The organism is Cellulomonas sp. P4_B5_2 (genome assembly GCF_056402235.1).
The window spans coordinates 23669-44675 of sequence record NZ_JBFUHU010000003.1; the positions used below are offsets into that span (position 1 = coordinate 23669).

The window sequence follows — 21007 nt, forward strand, 5'->3', positions numbered from 1 at the left end:
GTCAGCTCACGTCGTCGTCCACCCAGTCGAACGTCTTGGTGACCGCCTTCTTCCAGAGCCGGTACTGCCGGTCGCGCTCGTCCGCGTCCATCGTCGGCTCCCAGCGCTTGTCCTCGGCCCAGTTGTCGATGACGTCCTGCTCGCCGTTCCAGAAGCCGACCGCGATGCCGGCCGCATAGGCCGCACCGAGCGCCGTGGTCTCGGCGACCTTCGGCCGGACCACGGGGACTCCGAGGATGTCCGCCTGGAACTGCATGAGCAGCTCGTCCTGGACCATGCCGCCGTCGACCTTGAGCTCGGTCAGGTCGACGCCCGAGTCGGCGTTCATGGCGTCCAGGACCTCGCGGGTCTGGAACGCCGTCGCCTCGAGCGCGGCCCGGGCGATGTGCCCCTTGTTGACGTACCGCGTGAGCCCGACGAGGGCGCCGCGGGCGTCGGACCGCCAGTACGGCGCGAACAGGCCCGAGAACGCCGGCACGAAGTAGGCGCCGCCGTTGTCGTCCACCGTCTTGGCCAGCTCCTCGATCTCAGGTGCCGACGAGATGATCCCGAGGTTGTCGCGCAGCCACTGGACGAGCGAGCCGCTCACGGCGATCGAGCCCTCGAGCGCGTAGACGGTCGGCTCGTCGCCGATCTTGTAGCAGACCGTCGTCAGCAGGCCGTTCTTCGACGGGATCGGCTCGGTGCCCGTGTTGATGAGCATGAAGTTGCCGGTGCCGTAGGTGTTCTTGGCCATGCCGACCTCGAAGCACGCCTGACCGAACGTGGCCGCCTGCTGGTCGCCGAGGATGCCCGCGATCGGGACGCCCGGGACCATGCCGCCCTCGCGGCCCTTCCCGTACACCTCGGACGACGACTTGATCTCGGGCAGCATCGACAGCGGGATGCCCATGTCGGCCGCGATGTCGGCGTCCCACGTGAGCGTCGCGAGGTCCATGAGCATGGTGCGGGACGCGTTGGTCGGGTCGGTGACGTGGACGCCGCCGTCGACGCCGCCGGTCATGTTCCACAGCACCCACGCGTCGGTGTTGCCGAACGCGAGGTCCCCGGCCTCGGCCTTGGCGCGGGCGCCCTCGACGTTGTCGAGGATCCACTTGATCTTCGGGCCGGAGAAGTAGGTGGCCAGCGGGAGGCCGACCTTCGCCTTGTACCGGTCGGCGCCGCCCCCCAGCGCGCCCAGCTCCTCGGCGATCTTCTGCGTGCGGGTGTCCTGCCAGACGATCGCGTTGTAGACCGGCTTGCCGGTGGTGCGGTCCCAGACCACGGCGGTCTCGCGCTGGTTGGTGATGCCGACCGCGGCGAGGTCCCGGTACGTCAGGTTGGCGCGGGTGAGCGCGAGGCCGACGACCTCACGGGTGTTCTTCCAGATCTCCTCGGCGTTGTGCTCGACCCACCCGGCGCGCGGGAAGATCTGCTCGTGCTCGATCTGGCCGGACTCGACGATCTGGCCGGAATGGTCGAACACGATCGCTCGGGTGCTCGTGGTGCCCTGGTCGATGGCGAGGACGTACTTGGTGTCGGGCATGGTGAGGTTTCCTCCGGTGGTTCAGGGGCTGCCCGGACGACGTCCACCGGCGCTGGTGGACGCCGCCCGGACGGGGACGGCTGTCGGGACGTCAGACGACGTATGCGGCGGCCACGAGGCCACCGATGGCGCCACCGACGAGGGGGCCGAGGACCGGCACCCAGGAGTAGGCCCAGTCGCTCGAGCCCTTGCCCTTGATGGGCAGGAGCATGTGGGCGATGCGGGGCCCGAGGTCAYGCGCGGGGTTGATGGCGTACCCGGTGGGGCCACCGAGGCTGGCGCCGATGCCGACCACCAGGAGGGCGACGGCGAGCGGTCCCAGCCCGGACGGAGTCAGGCCGAAACAGAGGATGACGAACACCAGGACGAACGTCGCGATGGCCTCGGTGACGAAGTTCCACGCGTACGAGCGGATCGCCGGTCCTGTGGAGAAGACGGCCAGCTTGGTCCCGGCGTCGGCGTCCTCGTCGAAGTGGGGCTTGTAGGCGAGGAACGCGAGACCTGCACCGAGTGCCGCGCCCGTCATCTGGGCCACCACGTAGAGGAAGCCGTTCGCCGCCGTGACCGGGATGCCCGGGGCGAACTCGTCCGCTCCGCTGGTCCAGATCCCCATGGTCACCGCGGGGTTGAGGTGCGCCCCCGACTTGTACGCGACGTACACACCCGCGAACACCGCGAGACCCCATCCGAAGTTGATGAGGAGCCAGCCGCCGTTGAAGCCCTTGTTCTTCGGCAGGATGACGTTCGCGACGACGCCGGCACCGAGGAGGATCAGCATCCCGGTGCCCATCACCTCCGAGACGAAGGCGTCTCCCATTGTGAAGTCCACTGTCGACCCTTTCTGACGGACATCGTTGTCACGTGCACCCCGCGGATGGCCGCGGGGAGTTTCAGGTGCCTACGGGGCCTGAGGACCCCTTCCCGGCGGGGGATCCCGGCTTGGTGCCGGCGTTCACCGACGCGTCACCGATCATCGGCGAGACGTCCGCTGCCCGGAGCCGCACCTTCTCGGCCTCGGCGTCGTCCAGCTCCTGCGCGGCGGCGTCCTCGGCCTCGGCCCGCGCGCGGTACGCCTCGATCTCCTGGCTGCGGGTGTGCGCGTCCCAGCCGAGGATCGGGGCGACGAGGTCACCGATCTCCTCCAGTGCGCCGACGCCCTTGTCCGCCTGCTCGTAGTTGAGCCGCGTGCGGTGCATGACGACGTCGTCGAGGTGCAGCGCGCCCTCGTGGCTGACCGCGTAGACGATCTCCGCCCGGATGTACGCGTCGGCGTGCTCCAGCGGCTCGGCGAGCGTCGGGTCGGCGTCGACGAGGTCGATGAGCTCGCCCAGCAGGGAGCCGTACCGGTGCAGCAGGTGGTCCATGCGCGGGCGGCTCCAGCCGTACTTCTGGCTGATGGCGCGGGCCTGCCGCTGGAACACCTGGAGTCCCTCGGCGCCGACGAGCGGGAGGTCGTGCGTGATGGACGGCAGGCTCGTCGCCCGGCTGCCGATCGCGAAGTCGACCGCGTCCTTGGCCATCACCCGGTAGGTGGTGAGCTTGCCGCCCGCGATGACCGTGAAGCCGGGGGCGGGGGAGGCGACGGTGTGCTCGCGGGACACCTTGGCGGAGCTGGTGCCCTCCTTGACGTGCGGCTGGAGCAGCGGACGCAGGCCGGCCCAGGTGCCGATGATGTCCTCGCGCGTGATCGGCCGGGACAGGACCGTGTTGGCGTGCTCGATGATGTAGTCGATGTCCGCGCTCGTGGCCACGGGGTGCAGCAGCTCCTGCTCCCACGGGGTGTCCGTGGTGCCGATGACCCAGTACCGCGACCACGGGATGATGAACAGGACCGACTTCTCGGTCTGCAGGATCAGCCCGGTGTCACCGGAGATCCGGCTGCGCGGCACGACGATGTGCACGCCCTTGCTGGCCAGGACGCGCAGCCCGCCCTCGGCCCCCGCGAGCGCCTCGGTCTGCTCGGTCCACACTCCGGTCGCGTTGATGACGGCCCGGGCCCGGACGTCGATGTGCTCGCCGGTCTCCAGGTCCACCACCTCGGCGCCCGTGACTGCGCCGCCCGTGGTGGTCTGCAGGTCGAGCACCTGCGTGCGGGATGCGGCGTGCGCGCCGTAGCTGACGGCGGTGCGGACCAGGGTCTCGACGAGCCGGGCGTCGTCCACGCTGGCGTCCCAGTAGCGGACCGCGCCGATCGCGGCGTCGTGCCGAAGGTCGGGGAACAGCCGCTCCATGCCCTTGCGGGTCAGGTGCCGGTGGATCGGGAGCGCGCGACGCGAGCCGGTGACCGAGGCCAGCGTGTCGTAGAGCGCGACGCCGGCGCCGACGTAGGCCCGCTCCCAGATGCGGTTCTCCAGCGGGTACAGGAAGCTCACCGGCTTGACCAGGTGCGGCGCCAGGCGGTTGATCAGCAGGTCACGCTCGGTGAGCGCCTCGCGCACCAGGTGGAAGTCGAGCATCTGCAGGTAGCGCAGGCCGCCGTGCACCAGCTTGCTGGACCGGCTCGACGTGCCGCTCGCCCAGTCCTGCGCCTCCACGATCGCGGTGGACAGGCCACGGCTCACCGCGTCGAGCGCGATCCCCGCGCCGGTGACTCCGCCACCGATGACCAGGACGTCGAGCTCGTTCCCGCGTTCGGCACTCCCGCGCATCGCGTCGAGTGCGTCCTGTCGTGCCTGGGCCGTCAGCGGCGCCGTCCTCATCCGTGGTACCCCCGGTGGCTCTGTTTGTCCTTCATGTCCCACTCGCCCAGTACGGGCATGCTCGCTATCGTCGTCATGAGGCGAACGAACGCGCAACCGCGGTGCACATACGTGCAGGATCGGCTGCGAGCCGGGAGGGGGTGTCCGTGTACGTCGAGCGTGAGCAGGACGTGCTGCGGGCCGCGTCCATGTACTACCTCCAGGACATCAAGATGGAGGTCATCGCCCGCCACCTCGGCACCTCCAGGTCGACCGTCTCCCGGCTCATCAAGCGTGCGCGGCAGTCCGGGCTGGTCGAGATCACGCTGCGCCCGGCGAGCACGCGTGCACCGGGTCTCGGTCGGACGATCGCGGCGACGTTCGGCATCGACACCTATGTGGTCCCCGTGCCCGACTCCGCCAGCCACATCGAGCGGCTCGACCAGGTGTCCATCACCGCGGCGCGCCTGCTGTCCTCGTGGTTCGACTCCGACATGGTGCTCGGCGTCGCGTGGGGGACCACCCTCGCGTCGGTGTCCCGGTACCTCGCGCCGAAGCCGACGCGGGGCTCCGCGGTGGTCCAGCTGAACGGTGCCGCGAACATGCGCACCAGCGGGATCGAGTACGCCAGCGACCTGATCTCGACGTTCGGCACCGCGTTCGCGGCGGCCGTGCACCACTTCTCGGTGCCCGCATTCTTCGACTACCCGGACACCAAGGCGGCCATGTGGCGCGAGCGGTCGGTCCGGCGGGTGCTCGACATGCAGCGGCGCGCGGACATCGCCGTGTTCTCCGTCGGGGCGGTCGCCGGCGCGGTGCCGTCGCACGTCTACTCCGCCGGCTACCTCGACGACGCGGACGTGAAGAACCTGCACGACGAGGGCGTCGTGGGCGACGTGTGCACCGTGTTCCTGCGCGCCGACGGGTCCTGGCAGGACGTGCACCTGAACGAGCGCGCCACCGGCCCGACCCCCGTCGAGCTGCAGCGGATCCCGCGACGCGTGTGCGTGGTGGCCGGGGACAACAAGGTGGCGCCGCTGCTGGCCGCCCTGCGCGCCGGCGTGGTGACCGACCTGGTGGTCGACGAGATCACGGCCACCGGACTGCTCGACGCGGCCGAGCCGCCCCACCCGCGGCGGGTGCGCGCGCGGGTGTAGCGGCGCCCAGAGCCTTGCGCCGATGTAGCGCCGGCGCGCTACGTTCCGCAGGTGACGTTGGACGAGCAGTACGCGCTGGCGTTCGACGAGTGGCTCGAGTCGGGCGAGAGCGAGGCGTGGGACAACGCCGCGGGCGACGGGATCGTGTGACCTAGGCCGCCGTGGTCACCGCCGCCGGTTCGACGATGACCAGCACCTGGCCCGGGCCCACCTGGTCGCCCGGGGTCACGACGATGTCGAGAACCGTGCCGCCGACCGTCGCGATGACCGGGGCCTCCATCTTCATGGCCTCGAGCGCGAGCAGCTGCTGACCGCGCTCGACCACGTCGCCGGGCCGCACGTCCACGCGGAAGACCGTCGCGACGAACGGCGCCTCGACGCCTTCGCACCCGACGGGCACCTCGGTGGCGACCGACGGGGCGGGTGCGTCCGGCTCGATCACGCGGTCGAACTCGCCCGCCGCCGCCCACGCGTCCCGCTCGGCGCCGAACGCCGCCGCCTGCTGCGCGCGGAAGGAGGTGATCTCCGAGTCGTTGTCCGCCAGGAACCGCTGGTGCTCCGCGATGGAGAAGGTGCCGGGCTCGATGGTCACGTCGAGCCGGCCGGCCGCCATGTCCGCGCGCAGGTCCAGCAGCTCGTCAGCGCCCACCGGGTGCCACCGGATGGTGTCGAAGAACCGGAGCAGCCAGGGGGTGCCCGGCTCGAACGGCCGGTGCCGCGCGTGCGTGTCCCAGACCTGGATGGTGCGGCCGACGAACTGGTAGCCCCCCGGTCCCTCCATGCCGTAGATGCACAGGTAGGCGCCGCCGATGCCGACCGCGTTCTGCGGGGTCCACGTGCGGGCTGGGTTGTACTTGGTGGTGACCAGCCGGTGGCGCGGGTCCAGCGGGGTGGCCACGGGGGCGCCCAGGTACACGTCGCCCAGGCCCATGACCAGGTAGGACGCGTCGAACACCGTCCGGTAGACGTCGTCGACCGAGCCCAGGCCGTTGATGCGGCGGATGAACTCGATGTTCCAGGGGCACCACGGGGCGTCGTCGCGGACACCGGCCATGTAGCGCTCGATCGCCTCGCGCGTCGCGGGGTCGTCCCAGCTGAGCGGCAGGTGGACCGTGCGACTGGGGACCACGAGGTCCGTGGTGGCCGGCAGGGTGTGCTCGATCTCGCGGACCAGGTCGAGCGCTTTCCGCAGCGGCAGCCGCTCGGGGTCGACGTGCAGCTGGAGCGAGCGGATGCCGGGCGTCAGGTCGACGATGCCGCGCAGGCCGTCGTGGTCGACGCGCTGCTGCACCTCCTGCGCGAGGGCGTGCACGCGCATCCGGGAGGCCAGGTCGAGGGTCATCGCGCCGTACTCGACCAGCAGGTTGTYGTCGCCGCTGCGGCGGTAGGTGACCTCGCTGTCGGAGTCGGTGCGAGCCAGGATGCCGCCGTCGTCGTGCGCGTGCCGCGTCGCGCGGGGTGCCGCCTGCGGTCTCGCCCGGAGCGCGTCCGCCTCGGCCTCGTCGACCGGCACGAACCGCACGGTGTCGCCGGGCCGCAGCTGACCGAGCTTCCACAGCTGCCCGAGCGCGACCGTCGCCGGGCACGTGAACCCGCCGAGCGACGGGCCGTCCGGACCGAGCAGGATCGGCAGGTCGCCGGTGTAGTCGACCGCACCGACCGCGTACGGGGTGTCGTGGATGTTCGACGGGTGCAGCCCCGCCTCGCCGCCGTCCGGGCGCGCCCACGTGGGCTTGGGGCCGACGAGCCGGACGCCCGTGCGCGCGGAGTTGAAGTGGACCGCCCAGGTCGCGGCGTAGAACGTCTCGACGTCGCCGGGGGTGAAGAACTCCGGGGCGGCGTGCGGCCCCTCGAGGGCGCCGATGTGCCAGGTGTCGGTGATGAGGGGCCGGTCGCTGTCGGGAACCGCCCGCGCCGTCCCGGTCGGTGCCGCGATCGCCAGCTGGTCGCCCGGACGCAGCGGCACACCGGTGGTGCCACCGATGCGGCCGAGGTCGAACGTCGCCGCGGAGCCGAGCACGTGCGGGACGTCGAGGCCGCCCCTGACCAGCAGGTACGTGCGCATGCCGAGCGCCGGGGCACCGATCGCGAGCACCCCGTCCGCCGGGATCTCGACCGGCTCCCACTGCGGGACCGGGACGTCGTCGAGGGTGACCGCGGCCGGCGCGCCGGTGACCATGACCGTCGCGCCCGTGACGAACCTGAGCTCGGGGCCGGCCATCGTGCACTCCAGGCCGGGGGCGCCCTCGGGGTTGCCGAGCGCGGTGTTGCCCAGCCGGAACGAGAGGTCGTCCATCGGACCCGAGGGCGGGATGCCGACGTGCCACAGCCCGGTGCGGCCGGGCCAGTCCTGGACCGTCGTCAGCAGCCCCGGGCGGAGGACCTCGAGGCGCGGGGTCTCGTCGCGCAGGTGCGTGAGGGTGCCGGTGTGGTGCCGCGCGGCGGCGACCTCGGGGGAGTGCACGATCGTGCGAACCAGGCCCAGGTTGGTCGCGATGCCCGTCAGGCGGGTGTCGGCCAGCGCGACGCCCAGGGCGTGCCAGGCGCTCTCGCGGTCGGCGCCGGCCGTGACGACCTTGGCGAGCAGCGGGTCGTAGTGGGTGGAGACCTCCGTGCCGGGCTCGATCCAGGTGTCGACGCGGACGTCGCCTGGGACCTCGAACGCGGTCACCGTCCCGGCGCTCGGGAGGTGGTCGTGGTCGGGGTTCTCCGCGTAGACGCGAGCCTCGACAGCGGCGCCGCGCGGGTGGAGCGGGGTGTCGACGACGGACGTGTCGCCCTGGGCCAGCCGGATCATCCAGGCGACCAGGTCGACGCCGAACACCGCCTCCGTGACCGGGTGCTCGACCTGGAGGCGCGTGTTCACCTCGAGGAACGCCGCCTCGTGCCGCTCGGCGTCATACACGAACTCGACCGTGCCGGCCGACCGGTAGCTCACCGACTCGGCGAGCACGCGGGCGGCGTCGTCGATCTGGGACCTCACGTGGGTGGGGAGCCTCGGGGCTGGAGCCTCCTCGACCACCTTCTGGTGCCGGCGCTGGAGGGAGCAGTCGCGGTCGCCCAGGGTCACCACGCGGCCGAGACCGTCGCCGAACACCTGCACCTCGACGTGCCGCGCGGCCGTGATGAGCCGCTCCAGGTAGACGCCGGCCGACCCGAACGCGGCCCCCGCGGTCCGGCGCACCGCCTCCCACGCGGAGACCAGCTGGTCGGGGCCGTGGCACGCCCGCATGCCGATGCCGCCGCCACCTGCCGTGGCCTTGAGCATGACGGGGTAGCCGATCGCGTCAGCCGCCGCGACCGCCTCGTCGAGGGAGCCCAGCAGGCCGGTGCCCGAGAGCATCGGCATGCCGACCGCACGGGCCGCGTCGCGGGCGGTGTGCTTCGAGCCGAAGAGCTCCAGCTGCTCCGGCGTCGGACCCACGAACGCGATCCCCGCCGACTCGACCGTGCGAGCGAACGCCGCGTTCTCGCTGAGGAACCCGTAGCCCGGGTGGATCGCGCCGGCGCCGTGCGCGAGGGCCGCGTCGAGGAGGAGCTCCGCGCGCAGGTACGACTGCGGCGCGGGCGCGGGGCCGAGGCGGACCGCCACGTCGGCCAGGTGCACGTGGGCCGCGCCCGCGTCGGCGTCGGAGTAGACCGCGACCGTGCGCAGGCCCAGCTCGCGCGCGGTGCGCAGGATCCGGACGGCGATCTCCCCGCGGTTGGCGACGAGCAGGGTGTCGAACGTCACGACGAGATCACCATCCGCACCGGCGTCGGGTCGAAGCCGTTGCACGGGTTGTTGATCTGCGGGCAGTTGCTGACCATCACCAGCACGTCCCGCTCGGCGCGCAGGGACAGGGACAGGCCCGGTGCGGAGATGCCGTCGACGATCCCGAGCGCACCGTCCGGGTCCACCGGCACGTTCATGTACCAGTTGATGTTCGACACCAGGTCGCGCTTGCCCAGCCCGTACCGACCGCCCTCGGCCAGGAAGTTCTCCACGCAGGCGTGCTGCGCCCAGGTGTGGTGGCCGTAGCGCAGGGTGTTCGACTCCTTGGAGCACGCGCCGCCGAGCGTGTCGTGCCGGCCGACCTCGTCGGCGACCACGGTCATGAGCGGGCCGTACTCGCAGTCACGCAGGACCGAGCCGGTGGTCAGGAACACCGAGTCCTGGCCCTGGATCGTGTCGGGGGCGCTGTAGCGCAGGCTCGTGTCGGTGGCGTCGAACACGAGGAAGTCGACGGCCTGGTTGCCGCCGAGGTCGACGATGGTAAGGACCTCGCCCTGGCGCACCACCGCGGACCAGGGCGCGCGGGCGGGGACGACGGTGTCGAGCAGCGTGGTCATGCGAGCCCCCGTGCGGTGAGGTCGGCGAGCGTGTTGACGAAGGCGCGGCGACCCTCCGGCGTGGCGGTCCAGAGCGGATCGGTCTCCGCCGTCGGCTCCCCGCGCCAGGCCAGGACCTCCACCGGCGTGCTGACGTACTCGCGCGGATCGAGGGGGTGGGCCGTGTTGGCGACGAGCAGGAGCAGCGGCACCTCGGCCCGCAGGGTGAGCGAGGCGCGCGGCCCCGCGGAGCCCTCGAACACCGGGCGGCCCTGGTCGTCGATCCGGACGCCCTGGAAGAACGAGATGCTCGGCGGCAGGTCGCGGCGTGCGAGGTCGTGCTTGGCCGCCGCAAGCGCGAACAGCTCGCGCCCGGCCGGCGTCGGACCCTGCGCGCTGCCGTCGCCGTACCGCTGCTCGTTCCGGGCCCTCGACGAGGTCCCGTAGAGCGCGTCCTGGTGCGCGGACGTGTCGCCGACGATGCTCGCCAGCACGCGGCCCTGGTCGCTCAGCAGCAGGTGGCCCGCGGTCAGGTAGACCTGCCACTGCACCTTGACGGTGTCCGCGACGTTCAGCCGCTCCCACGGGCGGTCCAGCCGGTAGGCCAGCAGGTGGGCGCAGGCGTCGCCGACGAGGTCGGTCAGCCGGACGTGCGTCCCCCGGGCGACCGCGAGGTGCGTGTAGCCGCCGCCCGCGACGACCTCGGTATGCACCAGGGTGGCGGGATCGACCTCGCTGGGCGGCGTCGGCCAGTCGCGCGCGGGGCGGACCGGCAGGGTCGGGACCGTGCCGGCGGCGGCGGCCTCCTGGGCCCGTGCGTGCTCCCGGGCGCCGGCCGTGGTCCCGGTGGTGGTGGCGGTCATCGCGTCCTCGATTTCTGTCGACTGACAGAAACAGGCTCGTGCGCGGAGGTTCCCGTCCCGTCTCCGCCAGGTAAACCTCCTGTTACGAGCCGCCGTCACCCCGCAGCGTCCGAGGAACTGAGCGCTCGGGCGACCAGATCCTCGGACGCTGCGGGTGGGCGACGGAGCGTTCGGTGCCCGGTGGTAGCGTCGGCTCGCCATGGCACGCAGACCCGGTCGACCGCGCGCGAGCGGCGACCCCGACGGTGAGCGCGACACCCGTCGCGACGTGCTCGACGCCGCCGCCGCGCTGTTCTGCACGGTCGGCTTCACGTCCACCAGCACCCGCGCGATCGCCGACGCCGCCGGGGTCCGCCAGGCCTCGATCTACCACCACTTCGCCGGCAAGGACGCGCTCCTCCTCGAGCTCCTGCTCGGCACGGTGCGCCCGTCGCTGGAGCTCGCCGACGCCCTCGTCGCCGGTTCCGAGCCCGCCGCGGCGCGCCTGTGGACCCTCGTGCACGCCGACGTCGGCCTGCTCGGTGCGGGACCCGTGAACCTCGGTGTCCTCTACGTGCTGCCCGAGGTGGCCGGCGAGCAGTTCGCCGAGTTCCACGCCCTGCGCTCGCGGCTGCGGGCCCGGTACAGCGAGCTCTCCTCGGCGGCGTCGGACGAGGCCGACGACCGCGGGGAGCTCGTCCTCGGCCTGGTGGAGTCGGTGATCCTGCGCCGCCGGGACACCCCGGACCTCGACGTCCCCACCGTGCAGGACGCGGTGGCCGACGGGGTCCTGCGGCTGGTCGGCTGCACGCCGACAGAGATCGCGCTGGCCCGCGCGCTGCCGGTGTCGCTCACCGTCTGAGCCCCTCGCGCGCGTACGCGAGTGCTGCAGCCGCCGAATTAACACAAGCGTTTCGTGCGTGCAGCGGAGCCGACACAGGCCGGGTGGTCAATGATCCTGTCGGCCGACAGAAACTCCGGGCCGGCGGTCGGTCCCCTCTCGCCACCCGGAGCCCCCATGATCATCGCCGGAGTCGGTCTCTCCGTCCTCGCCGTCGTCCTCGTCGGCATCGTCGTCGCCCGCAAGGTCGACGGGGACAGCGCCAACTACCTCGTCGCCGGCCGCCGCCTGGGCGTCCCCCTCGTCGCGGCCTCCCTCATGGCCGCCGCGGTCGACTCGAACGCCACGGTCGGCAACACCGACCTGTCGGCGTCCTTCGGCTTCTGGGCCGGGGCGTCCCTCGCGCTCGGCCTGGCCATCTGTCTGCTGCTGACCGGCCTGTTCCTGGCCAAGCCCATGAACCGCATGAAGCTGTTCACGCTCGCCGACTTCTACCGGCTGCGCTACGGGCGCGGGGTCGAGGTGGCGTCGTCGGTGTTCATGATCTTCGCGTTCGCCATCCTCATGGCCGGCAACCTGGTGGCCTGCGGGTTCCTGCTGGAGCGGTTCCTCGGCCTCGACTACACCGTCGGGGTGCTCGTCGCGGTCGCCCTGGTGCTCGTCTACACGATCGGCGGCGGCATGTTCTCCGACGCCTACACCGCCGCCATCCAGATCGTCATCACCATCGTCGCCACGGTCAGCCTGGTCGTCTGGTTCGGCATGACCTACGGGTTCGAGGTGGCCGACGGCATGGGACCGTTCGACTTCGAGCAGCTGACCCAGACCAGCGCTGGAGCGCCCATCAACTGGGCCACGCTCGTCGCGCTCGGCATCGGGGACATCGTCGCCATCGACTTCATGCAGCGGATCTTCGCGGCGCGCAACCCCGAGACCGCGCAGAAGTCCTGCTTCACCGGCGCGGCCGGCACGGCGATCATCGGCGTCGCGTTCGCCATGGTCGCCCTGTCGGCGTCGTCGGTGCTCGGCCTGACGACGGACTCGGGGCCGATCCTGTTCCAGCTCCTCGACGACTACGCGCCCTCCGGCCTGACCGTGCTGGTCCTGTCGGGGATCGTCGCCGCGTCCTTCTCGACCGCGTCGGGAGCCATCCTCGCGACCTCCGCCGTGGCGGTCCGGAACATCGTCGGCGTCCGCCGCGTGGTCTCCGTCAAGGAGGAGGGCGTCCGGGACCCCCTGCTCCTGTGGACCCGCGTCGCGATGGTCCCGATCGTCGTGCTCGGCGTCTCGGTGGCGCTCAAGGTGGCTCAGACCGGCATCCTGCTCACCCTCGCCTTCGACCTCATGCTCGCCGGCCTGCTGGTGCCGTTCATCCTCGGGCTGTTCTGGAAGCGCGGCGGCACCCGGGCGGCCGTCGCCGCGCTGGTGGTCGGTGTCGGCGTCCGGCTGGTGCTCTTCGTCCTCACGCCGACGGTCTACGGGGTGCCCAACGACGTCTGGTACATCCCGAACGACCTGATCGACGCGTCGTTCGACGGGTGGCCGACGTTCTGGGGGTTCGGTGCGTCGCTCCTGGCCTACCTCGTGGCCGCGGCGGTCTGGCCGCGCACGGTGACGGAGGAGGCCTGGGCGATCGCGGACGGGATGCCCGACGAGACCGTCCCGGTCCCGCGCGGATCGGAGCCCGAGCCCGCGGTGTGAGCCGTCCCGCGTGGGCGCCCGGCTCGCGGTTAGGTTGTCCCGGTGTCCTTCCGTGTCCGTCCCGCCCTGCCCGCCGACGTCCGCGCGATCCGCGCCCTGGTCGAGCCGTACGCCGCCGAGCGCATCCTGCTGGCCAAGGAGTGGGTCGGGTACTACGAGGCGGTGCAGGAGTTCCTGGTCGCCGAGGCGGACGACGCGACGGTCATCGGCTGCGGTGCGCTGCACGTGATGTGGCAGGACCTCGCCGAGATCCGCACGCTCGCCGCCGACCGCACGTTCCGGGGGACCGGCGTCGGGCACGCGCTGCTGGACTCGCTGCTGGACCGTGCCCGGGAGCTGGGGCTGCGCCGCGTCTTCTGCCTGACGTTCGAGGTGGCGTTCTTCGAGTCCCACGGTTTCCACGTCATCGAGGGCACGCCCGTCACACCGGACGTCTACCTCGAGCTGCTGCGGTCGCACGACGACGGCGTCGCCGAGTTCCTCGACCTCGCGCGCGTGAAGCCGAACACGCTCGGCAACACCCGGATGCTCATCGAGCTGTAAATCGGTGGGATGCCCGGTCCGCGTCGGGCACGCTCAGGGCGTGACCACCTACCTGGCGACCGAGCGCCTGACCCTGCGCCCCTTCTCCGCCGACGAGGCCGACCTCCTGATCGAGCTGGACAGCGACCCCGAGGTGATGCGCTACCTGAGCGGGGGCGAGCCGACCCCGCCCGAGGTCGTCCGCGAGCGCGACCTGCCGAGCCTCCTGCGGGGCTACGACCGGTGGGACGGGAGGTTCGGGGTGTTCGCGGCGCACGAGAAGGACAGCGGCGCGTTCGTCGGGTGGTTCTGCCTGCGACCCGAGCCGGGTGGCCCGACGGACGAGGTCGAGCTCGGGTACCGGCTGCGCCAGGACGCCTGGGGCAAGGGGTACGCCACCGAGGGCTCGCGCGCACTGCTCGACAAGGCGTTCACCGAGCTCGACGTGCGCGTGGTCTGGGGCGCGACGATGTTCCTGAACCGCGCCTCGCAGAAGGTGATGGAGAAGGTCGACATGACCGTCGCGGAGAAGCTCGACACTCCCGACGACATGCTCATGGTCGAGGGCTCCGAGCTGGGCGGCTTCCGATACGAGATCACCAAGGAGACGTGGGAGCGGCGGTAGCCGCGGGAGGTCAGCCGACGACGAGCTCGATGCCGTCCGCCGTGTTGCGCAGGTCGGTGACCGGGCGCAGCGTGCCGTCGGGGAGCCGGACGGAGATGGTGTCCGGGGCACCGGCCGGCCGCGTGGCCCGCATGGTCTGCAGGTGCAGCACCAGCGCGGACCCGGAGATCGCCGGCGTCGCAGCGGGCTGCCACACGGGGACCGGCTCCGCCGCCGGTGCGGCGTCGACCGTCAGCTGCTCGCGCACCCGGTCGAGGAAGGCGTCGACCTCCTGCTGGTCGTAGCCCTCGCGCCACTTGGTGGTCTGGAACCGGACCTGCCCGATGTCCCATGCGGTCAGGGGTTTCGCCGCACGGCCGGCGCCCTCCTGCTCCTTCAAGGTCTCGACGACGCGGTCGAGGAAGTCGTCGACCTCGTCCTGGTCGTAGCCCTCGCGGAACTTGGTGGCCGCGAACTTCTGGTTCAGCACGTCGGCGGAGGTCAGCATGGCCGCATCGTCCCACGCGGTCAGGACGGGAGCCGGTACGTCGGGGGGTCGTCGTCGCTGACGGCCGGGTCCCGCGCGACCAACCCGTCGGCCACCAGCCCGTCGACGCAGCGGGCGAGCTGGGGGGCGTCCGGCCAGACCGCGTCGACCGCAGCGGCGGGGACCGGACCGAGGGCCTCGCGCAGCAGAGCCATCACGCGTCCTCGCACCTGCCGGTCGGTCCCGGCGAACGACTGGGTCCGGCGACGTCCGGCGTGCTCGTCGGCGGGCCGTCCGGCGGCGTACCAGGCGCACACGTCCCGGACCGGGCAGGCGTCGCAGCGCGGGGACCGGGCGGTGCAGACGAGGGCGCCCAGCTCCATCGACGCGGCGGCCCAGCGCGCGGCGGTCGTGTGGTCCTCGGGGACGTACCGGGTGGCGCGGCGGACCTCGTCCACCGTCTGGCTCGGGGCCGGGAGCGCGGCTCCGTCGACCGCGCGGGCCAGCACGCGCCGGACGTTGGTGTCGAGCACCACCGACCGGCGTCCGTAGGCGAAGGCCAGGACCGCGGCGGCGGTGTACGAGCCGATGCCGGGCAGCGCCAGCAGCGACGACTCGTCGGACGGGACGACCCCGCCGTGCCGCTCCACGATCGCCCGCGCGCACTCCTGCAACCGGAGCGCGCGGCGCGGGTAGCCCAGGCGGTCCCACGCGCGCAGCACGTCGGCCGTCGGGGCCGCCGCGAGGTCCGCGGGTGTCGGCCACCGGGACATCCACGCACGCCACGCCGGCTCGACGCGGACCACCGGCGTCTGCTGCAGCATCACCTCGCTGACCAGCACGCCGTACGGCGTCCGGTCGGCGGCGCGCCACGGGAGGTCGCGCGCGTGCACGTCGAACCAGGCGAGCACCGGCTCGCGCAGCTGGGCGGGGGACGGCGGCACCGCAGCATCCTGCCTCACGCGGTGACAGGAGGCTGTCCGAGGTCGTGGCTACCGTGGTCGCATGGCTGAGCTGCGGGCGGCGCCCTGCGCGAGCGTCGACGACGCGGTCGCGGTCCTCGAGGGTCCGGGTGACCCCGGCCGGTGCTTCTGCCAGTTCGACCGGGTGCCGAACTCGCAGTACCGGGCCATGTCGGTCGAGGAGCTGCAGAGTCGGCTCGCTACCCGGATCAGCGAGCCCGGAGCGAGCCCGGGCGTGGTCGCGACGCTCGACGGTGACCCGGTCGGCTGGGCGTCCGTGGCGCCGCGGTCGGAGTTCCCGCGGATCCGGACGAGCCCGTCGATGACCACGCGCGAGCTCAAGGCGGATCTCGACGACCCGGGGATCTGGGCCGTGACCTGCTTCGTCGTGCGGACGGGGTTCCGACGACAGGGTGTCGCGGGTGCCCTGCTCGCGGCGGCCGTCGAGCACGCCCGGGCATCCGGCGCCCACACGCTCGAGGGGTATCCGCTCGAGCCGGGCGCCCGCAGGCTCTCGTCGGCCGACCTCTACCGGGGGACGGTCAGCCTCTTCCTGGCGGCCGACTTCGACGTGGTGGCGCGGCCGAAGGACGGCCGGGCGATCGTTCGTCTCGCTCTCTGAGCGCGTCCGCGCGTCCGCCGCGCGGGTCGGCGGACCTGCCTCTACGGTGGTCGCGCCGCGGGATCGCGCGGCGCAGCCGACCGGTCCGGAGGACGCATGAGCGACTCGCGACGCCTCCCCGCCCGGGTCTACTGGGTGCGTCGGCTGGTGGTGCTCGGCATCCCGCTCGTCGTCCTCGCCGTGGTGGTCTGGCTGGTCGCCGGGCGCGGGTCGGACGAGGACCCGGCACCGGACGCGCAGACCACGTCGACGCCGCCGGTCGAGGAGCCGACGCCGAGCGAGACGCCGGCCCTGGCCAGCTGCGCACCCACGGGCCTGGTCCTGGCCATGACGCCGGACGCCGTGTCGTTCGCGGCGGGGGTGAGCGCCACGTTCACGGTCTCGATCACCAACACCGGCGCGGAGGCCTGCCTGGTCGACGCGGGTGAGGTCCAGCGCGAGATCGTCATCACGTCCGGCGCGGACCGGGTGTGGTCCAACCGGGACTGCGTGGTCCCCGGCACGGAGAAGCGCACGCTCCTGCTCGCTGCGGGCTTCACCGACACCACGTCGTTCGCCTGGAACCGCGTCCGGTCGGCGGAGGGCTGCCCGCAGGGACTCCCGGCTCCCGGTGCCGGCACGTACTCGGCGCAGCTGAACCTGGCCGGGACGAGCGCCCCGCCCGCGGTGTTCGGACTGGGCTAGACGTACCGCTCGAGGATGCTCGACTCGGCGAGCCGGGACAGCCCCTCGCGCACGGCCCGCGCGCGCTGCTCACCGACGCCGTCGACCGCCATGAGGTCCTCGATGCCCGCGGCGAGCAGCTTCTGCAGCCCGCCGAAGTGCGCGACCAGCCGGTCGACGATGGCGCCGGGCAGGCGGGGGACCTTGGACAGCAGCCGGTAGCCGCGCGGTCCGGCGGCCGCGTCGAGCGCGTCGCCACCTCCGGGCAGGCCGAGCACGCTGGCGATCCGCGCGTTGTCGAGCAGCTCGGTGGAGTCCAGCTCGGCCAGCTCGTCGAGCACCGAGTCCACGTCCCGGCGGCTGGTGTCGACGTAGTCGCGGATGATCAGTGCCCGGTCGGAGCCGATGCCGCCGACCAGCTCGTCCAGCTGCAGGGTGAGCAGGCGACCGTCGGTGCCCAGCTCGACGACGTAGCCCTCGATCTCCTCGGAGATCCGGCGGACCATCTCGAGGCGCTGCACCACGGCGGACACGTCGCGGACCGTGACCAGGTCCTCGATCTCCAGCGCGGACAAGGTGCCGCTGACCTCGTCGAGCCGCGACTTGTACCGCTCGAGGGTGGCCAGGGCCTGGTTGGCGCGGGACAGGATGGTCGTGGAGTCCTCGATGACGTGCCGCTGACCGCCGACGTACAGGGCGATGATCCGCATGGACGCGGAGACCGACACGACCGGCAGGCCGGTCTGCTTGGCGACGCGCTCGGCGGTGCGGTGCCGGGTGCCGGACTCGGACGTCTCGATGGTCACGTCCGGCAGCAGCTGCACGGCCGCGCGCAGGATCCGGGAGATGCCCGCATCCACGACGACGGCGCCGTCCATCTTGGCCAGCTCGCGCAGGCGGGTCGCGGAGAACTCGACGTCCAGGACGAAGCCACCCGAGCAGATGCTCTCGACCGTCTGGTCGAACCCGAGGACGATCAACGCGCCCGTCCGCCCGCGCAGGATCCGCTCCAGACCGTCGCGAAGCTCGCCACCCGGGGCGACGGCGGCGAGCGTGGACCTCAGGAGGTCATCGGAGGCGTGCAGGTGCGACGGCACGGTTGCATGGTAACGATGGGCGGGGTCAACGGCCGTCACGACCCGCATGACGGACGAGGGTTCGCTCGTTCGACACGCTCAGGCGGAGCGCGGCGGGGCGGTGCTGTCGCGCACCACCAGGTCGACGAGGATCCGGTGGTGCTCCGGTTCGGGGCCGTCGCCCGCGCGGAACCGCGCGATCGACGCGGTCAGTGCTGCGGCGGCGGCCTTGCCCTTGGCGGCGAAGTCCTGGTGGACGGTGGTGAGGGCCGGGCGCAGACGACGGGCGAGGGGCGAGTCGTCGAAGCCGACGACCGACAGGTCCTCCGGGACGCGCAGCCCGAGCTCCTCGGCGGCGTGCACGACGGCGGCGGCCATGAGGTCGGAGAAGCACAGAACCGCGGTCGGTCGGTCGTCGCCGGAGAGCAGCGCCCGCGCGCCCTCCGAGATGTACGGCTCCGCGTTGTCGTGCACCTCCATCACGGCGGGCGTCACACCCGCCGCGTCGAGGGCGTCCATCCAGCCGATCTGCCGCTCGCGCGCCACGAACCCTGACCCGGCGGCGGACGGGTCCGGGGCGAGCCCCGGGGGAACGGTCACGTTCATGGTGAGGATGCCGATCCGTCGGTGCCCCAGGCCGAGCAGGTGCTCGGCGCCGAGGCGCGCGCCGTGCTGCTCGTCGAGGAGCACGCTCGCCGCGCCCGCCACCGGCTCCCCGTCGACGAAGACGAGCGGCAGCCGGCGCTTCACCAGCCAGTCGACGGCGGGGTAGTCGCCGGCGCACCCGTAGACCAGCGCGCCGTCCATCGGGATGTCGCGGGCGGGGATCATGCCCTCCGAGCCCGTCGAGGGGAGCAGCACGACGGCCATCCCGGTGGGGGCGAGCTCCTCGGCGACGGCCCCGAAGAACGCCGCGGCGATCGGGTCCCGGAACGCCGTGCCCACYGACTCCGTGAGCAGCACGCCCACCGCACCCGTGGTGCCGCGGGCGAGTGCCCGCGCCGACGGGTCCGGGCCGACGTAGCCGAGGTCGGCAGCGGCCGCGAGGATCGTGCGGCGCATCTCGGCCGAGAGCTGGTCCGGCCGGGAGAACGCGTTCGACACGGTCATCCGGCTGACGCCCACGCGGTCGGCGATCGTCTGCAGCGTCACCCGGGACACGACGCCACCCTGTTCCGCTCCATGCGGGACAGGGTAGGTCGCCGGGGCCGGTCCCGGTGGCGAGGCGATCATCGCGCCGGGTAGCCCTCGCAGCCGTTCGCGGGGGCGATGGTGTCGGCCAGGTGGTGCAGCGCACCGGCCAGGCTGCGGCGGGTGCGTGGTGCGCGGGCCCGGCGGACGCGCGGGATGCGCTCCGGCTCCGGCACCTCGGGTGCCCAGGGCCGTGCGCTCTCGGCCTCGTGCCGCGCCGCAGTCACACCGAACAGCAGTCCGAACTGAGGGGTGTCCATCGACATCAGGGTTCTCCTGTCGGTCTCGATCTCTTCTGTACCGATAAAGTAACCCAAGCCTCTATACCGGTCAAGAGGAATTGGCGATCGACGTCAGCGACGTGCGCTGCCCGCGAGATCCGGCACCAGACCGGCCGCGGTGACGGCCTCTCCCAGGTCGGCGGCCATGAGGACGGTCAGCCCTGCCGGGGGCGTCGCGCCGTCCAGCGCCCCCGCCGGCACGATCGCGCGCGTGAAGCCGAGCCGCGCCGCCTCGGCGAGCCGCCGACCGACGCCGGAGACGGTCCGGATCTCACCGGCGAGCCCCACCTCGCCGATGGCCACCAGACCGCGCGGCAGCGGGACGTTCTCCCGCGAGCTCACGGCGGCCAGCGCCAGCGCCAGGTCGGCCGAGGGCTCGACCACCCGGGCGCCCCCGATCGTCGACACGTACACGTCCTGGTCGGCCAGACGGGCGCCCAGCCGGCGCTGGAGCACCGCGAGCACCATGGCCAGCCGGCTGCTGTCGACCCCGCTGGTGGTCCGCCGGGGGTTGGGCACCGCGCTGGGCGCCACGAGCGACTGCACCTCGACCACCAGCGGCCTGCGGCCCTCCAGCGTCACGGTCAGGCAGGTGCCCGGGACCGCGTGCAGCGCCTGCGAGATGAACAGCCCGCTGGGGTCCGCCAGCCCGACGATCCCCGACTCCGACAGGTCGAAGCAGCCGACCTCGTCGGTGGGGCCGTACCGGTTCTTGGTCGCGCGCAGCATGCGGAGGCGGGAGTGGCGCTCGCCCTCGAACTGGCAGACGACGTCCACCAGGTGCTCGAGCGTGCGCGGTCCGGCCACCGAGCCGTCCTTGGTGACGTGACCGATGAGCACGACGGGCAGGTCCCGGGCCTTGGCGGCCTGGATCACCGCCGTGGCCACCTCGCGCACCTGGGACACCCCACCGGCGGTGCCCTCGACCTGCGCGGACGCGATCGTCTGGATGGAGTCGAGCACCAGCAGGTCGGGGTCGACGTGCTCGATGTGCCCCAGGACGGTGCCCAGGTCGGTCTCCGCGGTGAGCAGCAGCTGCGGGTCGAGCGCGTGGATCCGGCCCGCCCGCAGGCGCACCTGCGCGGCCGACTCCTCGCCGGTCACGTACAGGACCTTGCGCCCGGTGCGCGCGGCTCGGGCGGCGACGTCGAGCAGCAGGGTCGACTTGCCCACGCCGGGCTCGCCGGCCAGGAGCACCACGGCGCCGGGCACGAGGCCGCCGCCGAGCACCCGGTCCAGCTCGTCGACCCCAGTGGGTCGCGCCCGTGCGGTCTCGACGTCGATCTGGTCGATGGGCCGGGCCGGGGAGCGCGTGGGGGAGGTGGCGACCGTGCGCGGTGCACCGCCGCCGGGGCCGGTGTCCTCGAGGACCGACCCCCAGGCCTGGCACTCGCCGCACCGGCCCACCCACTTGCCGGCGGTCCACCCGCACTCGGTGCAACGGAACGCCGGACGCGCGCTGCGGTCGGGCCGCTTCGAGGAGGTCGTGGTCACGCGCCGCACGCTAGCCGCAGGCTCTGACAGAGCGCCCTTGCCACGCGACT

General features: G+C 72.6%; 19 protein-coding genes. 7 read left to right on the plus strand and 12 right to left on the minus strand.

Translation table 11 applies throughout. The features are described 5' to 3' along the window. Nucleotide 1: 1 nt before the first annotated feature. The 3 genes from glpK to AC1DUQ_RS00405 all read right to left on the minus strand — a co-directional run bounded on the left by glpK (nt 2) and on the right by AC1DUQ_RS00405 (nt 4224). The gene (gene glpK, locus AC1DUQ_RS00395) at nt 2-1525 is read right to left on the minus strand and encodes a glycerol kinase GlpK (RefSeq protein WP_477059829.1); all 1524 of its coding nucleotides are present in this window, start codon (nt 1523-1525) and stop codon (nt 2-4) included. Nucleotides 1526-1616: 91 nt separating this feature from the next. Continuing rightward, nucleotides 1617-2342, minus strand: coding sequence for an MIP/aquaporin family protein (locus tag AC1DUQ_RS00400; RefSeq protein ID WP_477073247.1), 726 nt, complete (start codon nt 2340-2342; stop codon nt 1617-1619). Nucleotides 2343-2415: 73 nt separating this feature from the next. Continuing rightward, on the minus strand, nt 2416-4224 hold the full coding sequence (locus AC1DUQ_RS00405; protein ID WP_477059831.1) for a glycerol-3-phosphate dehydrogenase/oxidase: 1809 nt from the start codon (nt 4222-4224) through the stop codon (nt 2416-2418). Between the two features lie 146 nt (nt 4225-4370). On the opposite strand from AC1DUQ_RS00405, the gene AC1DUQ_RS00410 reads away from it, so the two are divergent. Beyond that, nucleotides 4371-5360 (plus strand): sugar-binding transcriptional regulator, encoded by a 990-nt coding sequence (locus AC1DUQ_RS00410; protein ID WP_315093300.1) that lies wholly within the window; start codon nt 4371-4373, stop codon nt 5358-5360. 151 nt (nt 5361-5511) lie between these two features. Here AC1DUQ_RS00410 and uca read toward each other — a convergent pair whose 3' ends face one another. The 3 genes from uca to AC1DUQ_RS00425 are packed head-to-tail and all read right to left on the minus strand — an operon-like array spanning nt 5512 to nt 10534. Then, entirely contained in the window at nt 5512-9093 is a 3582-nt protein-coding gene (gene uca, locus AC1DUQ_RS00415) for an urea carboxylase (RefSeq protein ID WP_477073248.1), read from the minus strand. Next, nucleotides 9090-9692 carry an urea amidolyase associated protein UAAP2 gene (locus AC1DUQ_RS00420; RefSeq protein ID WP_477059833.1) on the minus strand — a complete coding sequence of 201 codons (603 nt, stop codon included), beginning with the start codon at nt 9690-9692 and terminating at the stop codon, nt 9090-9092. The genes uca and AC1DUQ_RS00420 overlap by 4 nt, the downstream gene beginning before the upstream one ends. Further along, nucleotides 9689-10534 carry an urea amidolyase associated protein UAAP1 gene (locus tag AC1DUQ_RS00425; protein ID WP_477059834.1) on the minus strand — a complete coding sequence of 282 codons (846 nt, stop codon included), beginning with the start codon at nt 10532-10534 and terminating at the stop codon, nt 9689-9691. Before AC1DUQ_RS00425 ends, AC1DUQ_RS00420 begins: the two co-directional genes overlap by 4 nt. 199 nt (nt 10535-10733) lie before the next feature. On the opposite strand from AC1DUQ_RS00425, the gene AC1DUQ_RS00430 reads away from it, so the two are divergent. From AC1DUQ_RS00430 to AC1DUQ_RS00445, 4 genes are all read left to right on the plus strand, one after another. Continuing rightward, on the plus strand, nt 10734-11375 hold the full coding sequence (locus tag AC1DUQ_RS00430) for a TetR/AcrR family transcriptional regulator (protein ID WP_477059835.1): 642 nt from the start codon (nt 10734-10736) through the stop codon (nt 11373-11375). Between the two features lie 156 nt (nt 11376-11531). Further along, the gene (locus tag AC1DUQ_RS00435) at nt 11532-13055 is read left to right on the plus strand and encodes a high affinity choline transporter 1 (protein WP_477059836.1); all 1524 of its coding nucleotides are present in this window, start codon (nt 11532-11534) and stop codon (nt 13053-13055) included. 42 nt (nt 13056-13097) lie between these two features. Beyond that, a complete protein-coding gene (locus AC1DUQ_RS00440) occupies nt 13098-13598 on the plus strand; it encodes an amino-acid N-acetyltransferase (protein ID WP_477059837.1) in 501 nt (166 codons plus the stop codon). A gap of 40 nt (nt 13599-13638) precedes the next feature. Further along, complete coding sequence (locus AC1DUQ_RS00445) at nt 13639-14202, plus strand: GNAT family N-acetyltransferase (protein WP_477059838.1); 564 nt, start codon at nt 13639-13641, stop codon at nt 14200-14202. A gap of 10 nt (nt 14203-14212) precedes the next feature. Here the strand turns inward: AC1DUQ_RS00445 and AC1DUQ_RS00450 are convergent, their stop codons facing one another. Further along, complete coding sequence (locus AC1DUQ_RS00450) at nt 14213-14689, minus strand: DivIVA domain-containing protein (RefSeq protein WP_477073249.1); 477 nt, start codon at nt 14687-14689, stop codon at nt 14213-14215. A gap of 20 nt (nt 14690-14709) precedes the next feature. Then, nucleotides 14710-15630, minus strand: a complete 921-nt coding sequence (locus AC1DUQ_RS00455) for an HhH-GPD family protein (protein ID WP_477073250.1) — start codon at nt 15628-15630, stop codon at nt 14710-14712. A 43-nt stretch (nt 15631-15673) separates the two neighbouring features. Here AC1DUQ_RS00455 and AC1DUQ_RS00460 point away from each other — a divergent pair, with 43 nt between their 5' ends. Together AC1DUQ_RS00460 and AC1DUQ_RS00465 are read left to right on the plus strand one after the other, a co-directional pair. Then, complete coding sequence (locus AC1DUQ_RS00460) at nt 15674-16252, plus strand: GNAT family N-acetyltransferase (protein WP_477059841.1); 579 nt, start codon at nt 15674-15676, stop codon at nt 16250-16252. Nucleotides 16253-16348: 96 nt separating this feature from the next. Then, nucleotides 16349-16936: a hypothetical protein gene (locus tag AC1DUQ_RS00465; protein WP_477059842.1), complete on the plus strand. Its 588-nt coding sequence runs from the start codon at nt 16349-16351 to the stop codon at nt 16934-16936. Here the strand turns inward: AC1DUQ_RS00465 and disA are convergent. The 4 genes from disA to radA all read right to left on the minus strand — a co-directional run bounded on the left by disA (nt 16933) and on the right by radA (nt 20957). Beyond that, on the minus strand, nt 16933-18060 hold the full coding sequence (disA, locus tag AC1DUQ_RS00470; RefSeq protein WP_477059843.1) for a DNA integrity scanning diadenylate cyclase DisA: 1128 nt from the start codon (nt 18058-18060) through the stop codon (nt 16933-16935). The genes AC1DUQ_RS00465 and disA overlap by 4 nt on opposite strands. Before the next feature lie 30 nt (nt 18061-18090). Continuing rightward, nucleotides 18091-19152, minus strand: coding sequence for a LacI family DNA-binding transcriptional regulator (locus AC1DUQ_RS00475; RefSeq protein ID WP_477059844.1), 1062 nt, complete (start codon nt 19150-19152; stop codon nt 18091-18093). Nucleotides 19153-19220: 68 nt separating this feature from the next. After that, nucleotides 19221-19442 carry a hypothetical protein gene (locus AC1DUQ_RS00480; RefSeq protein WP_421735949.1) on the minus strand — a complete coding sequence of 74 codons (222 nt, stop codon included), beginning with the start codon at nt 19440-19442 and terminating at the stop codon, nt 19221-19223. Nucleotides 19443-19535: 93 nt separating this feature from the next. Continuing rightward, nucleotides 19536-20957: a DNA repair protein RadA gene (gene radA, locus AC1DUQ_RS00485; protein ID WP_477059845.1), complete on the minus strand. Its 1422-nt coding sequence runs from the start codon at nt 20955-20957 to the stop codon at nt 19536-19538. Nucleotides 20958-21007 lie beyond the last annotated feature (50 nt).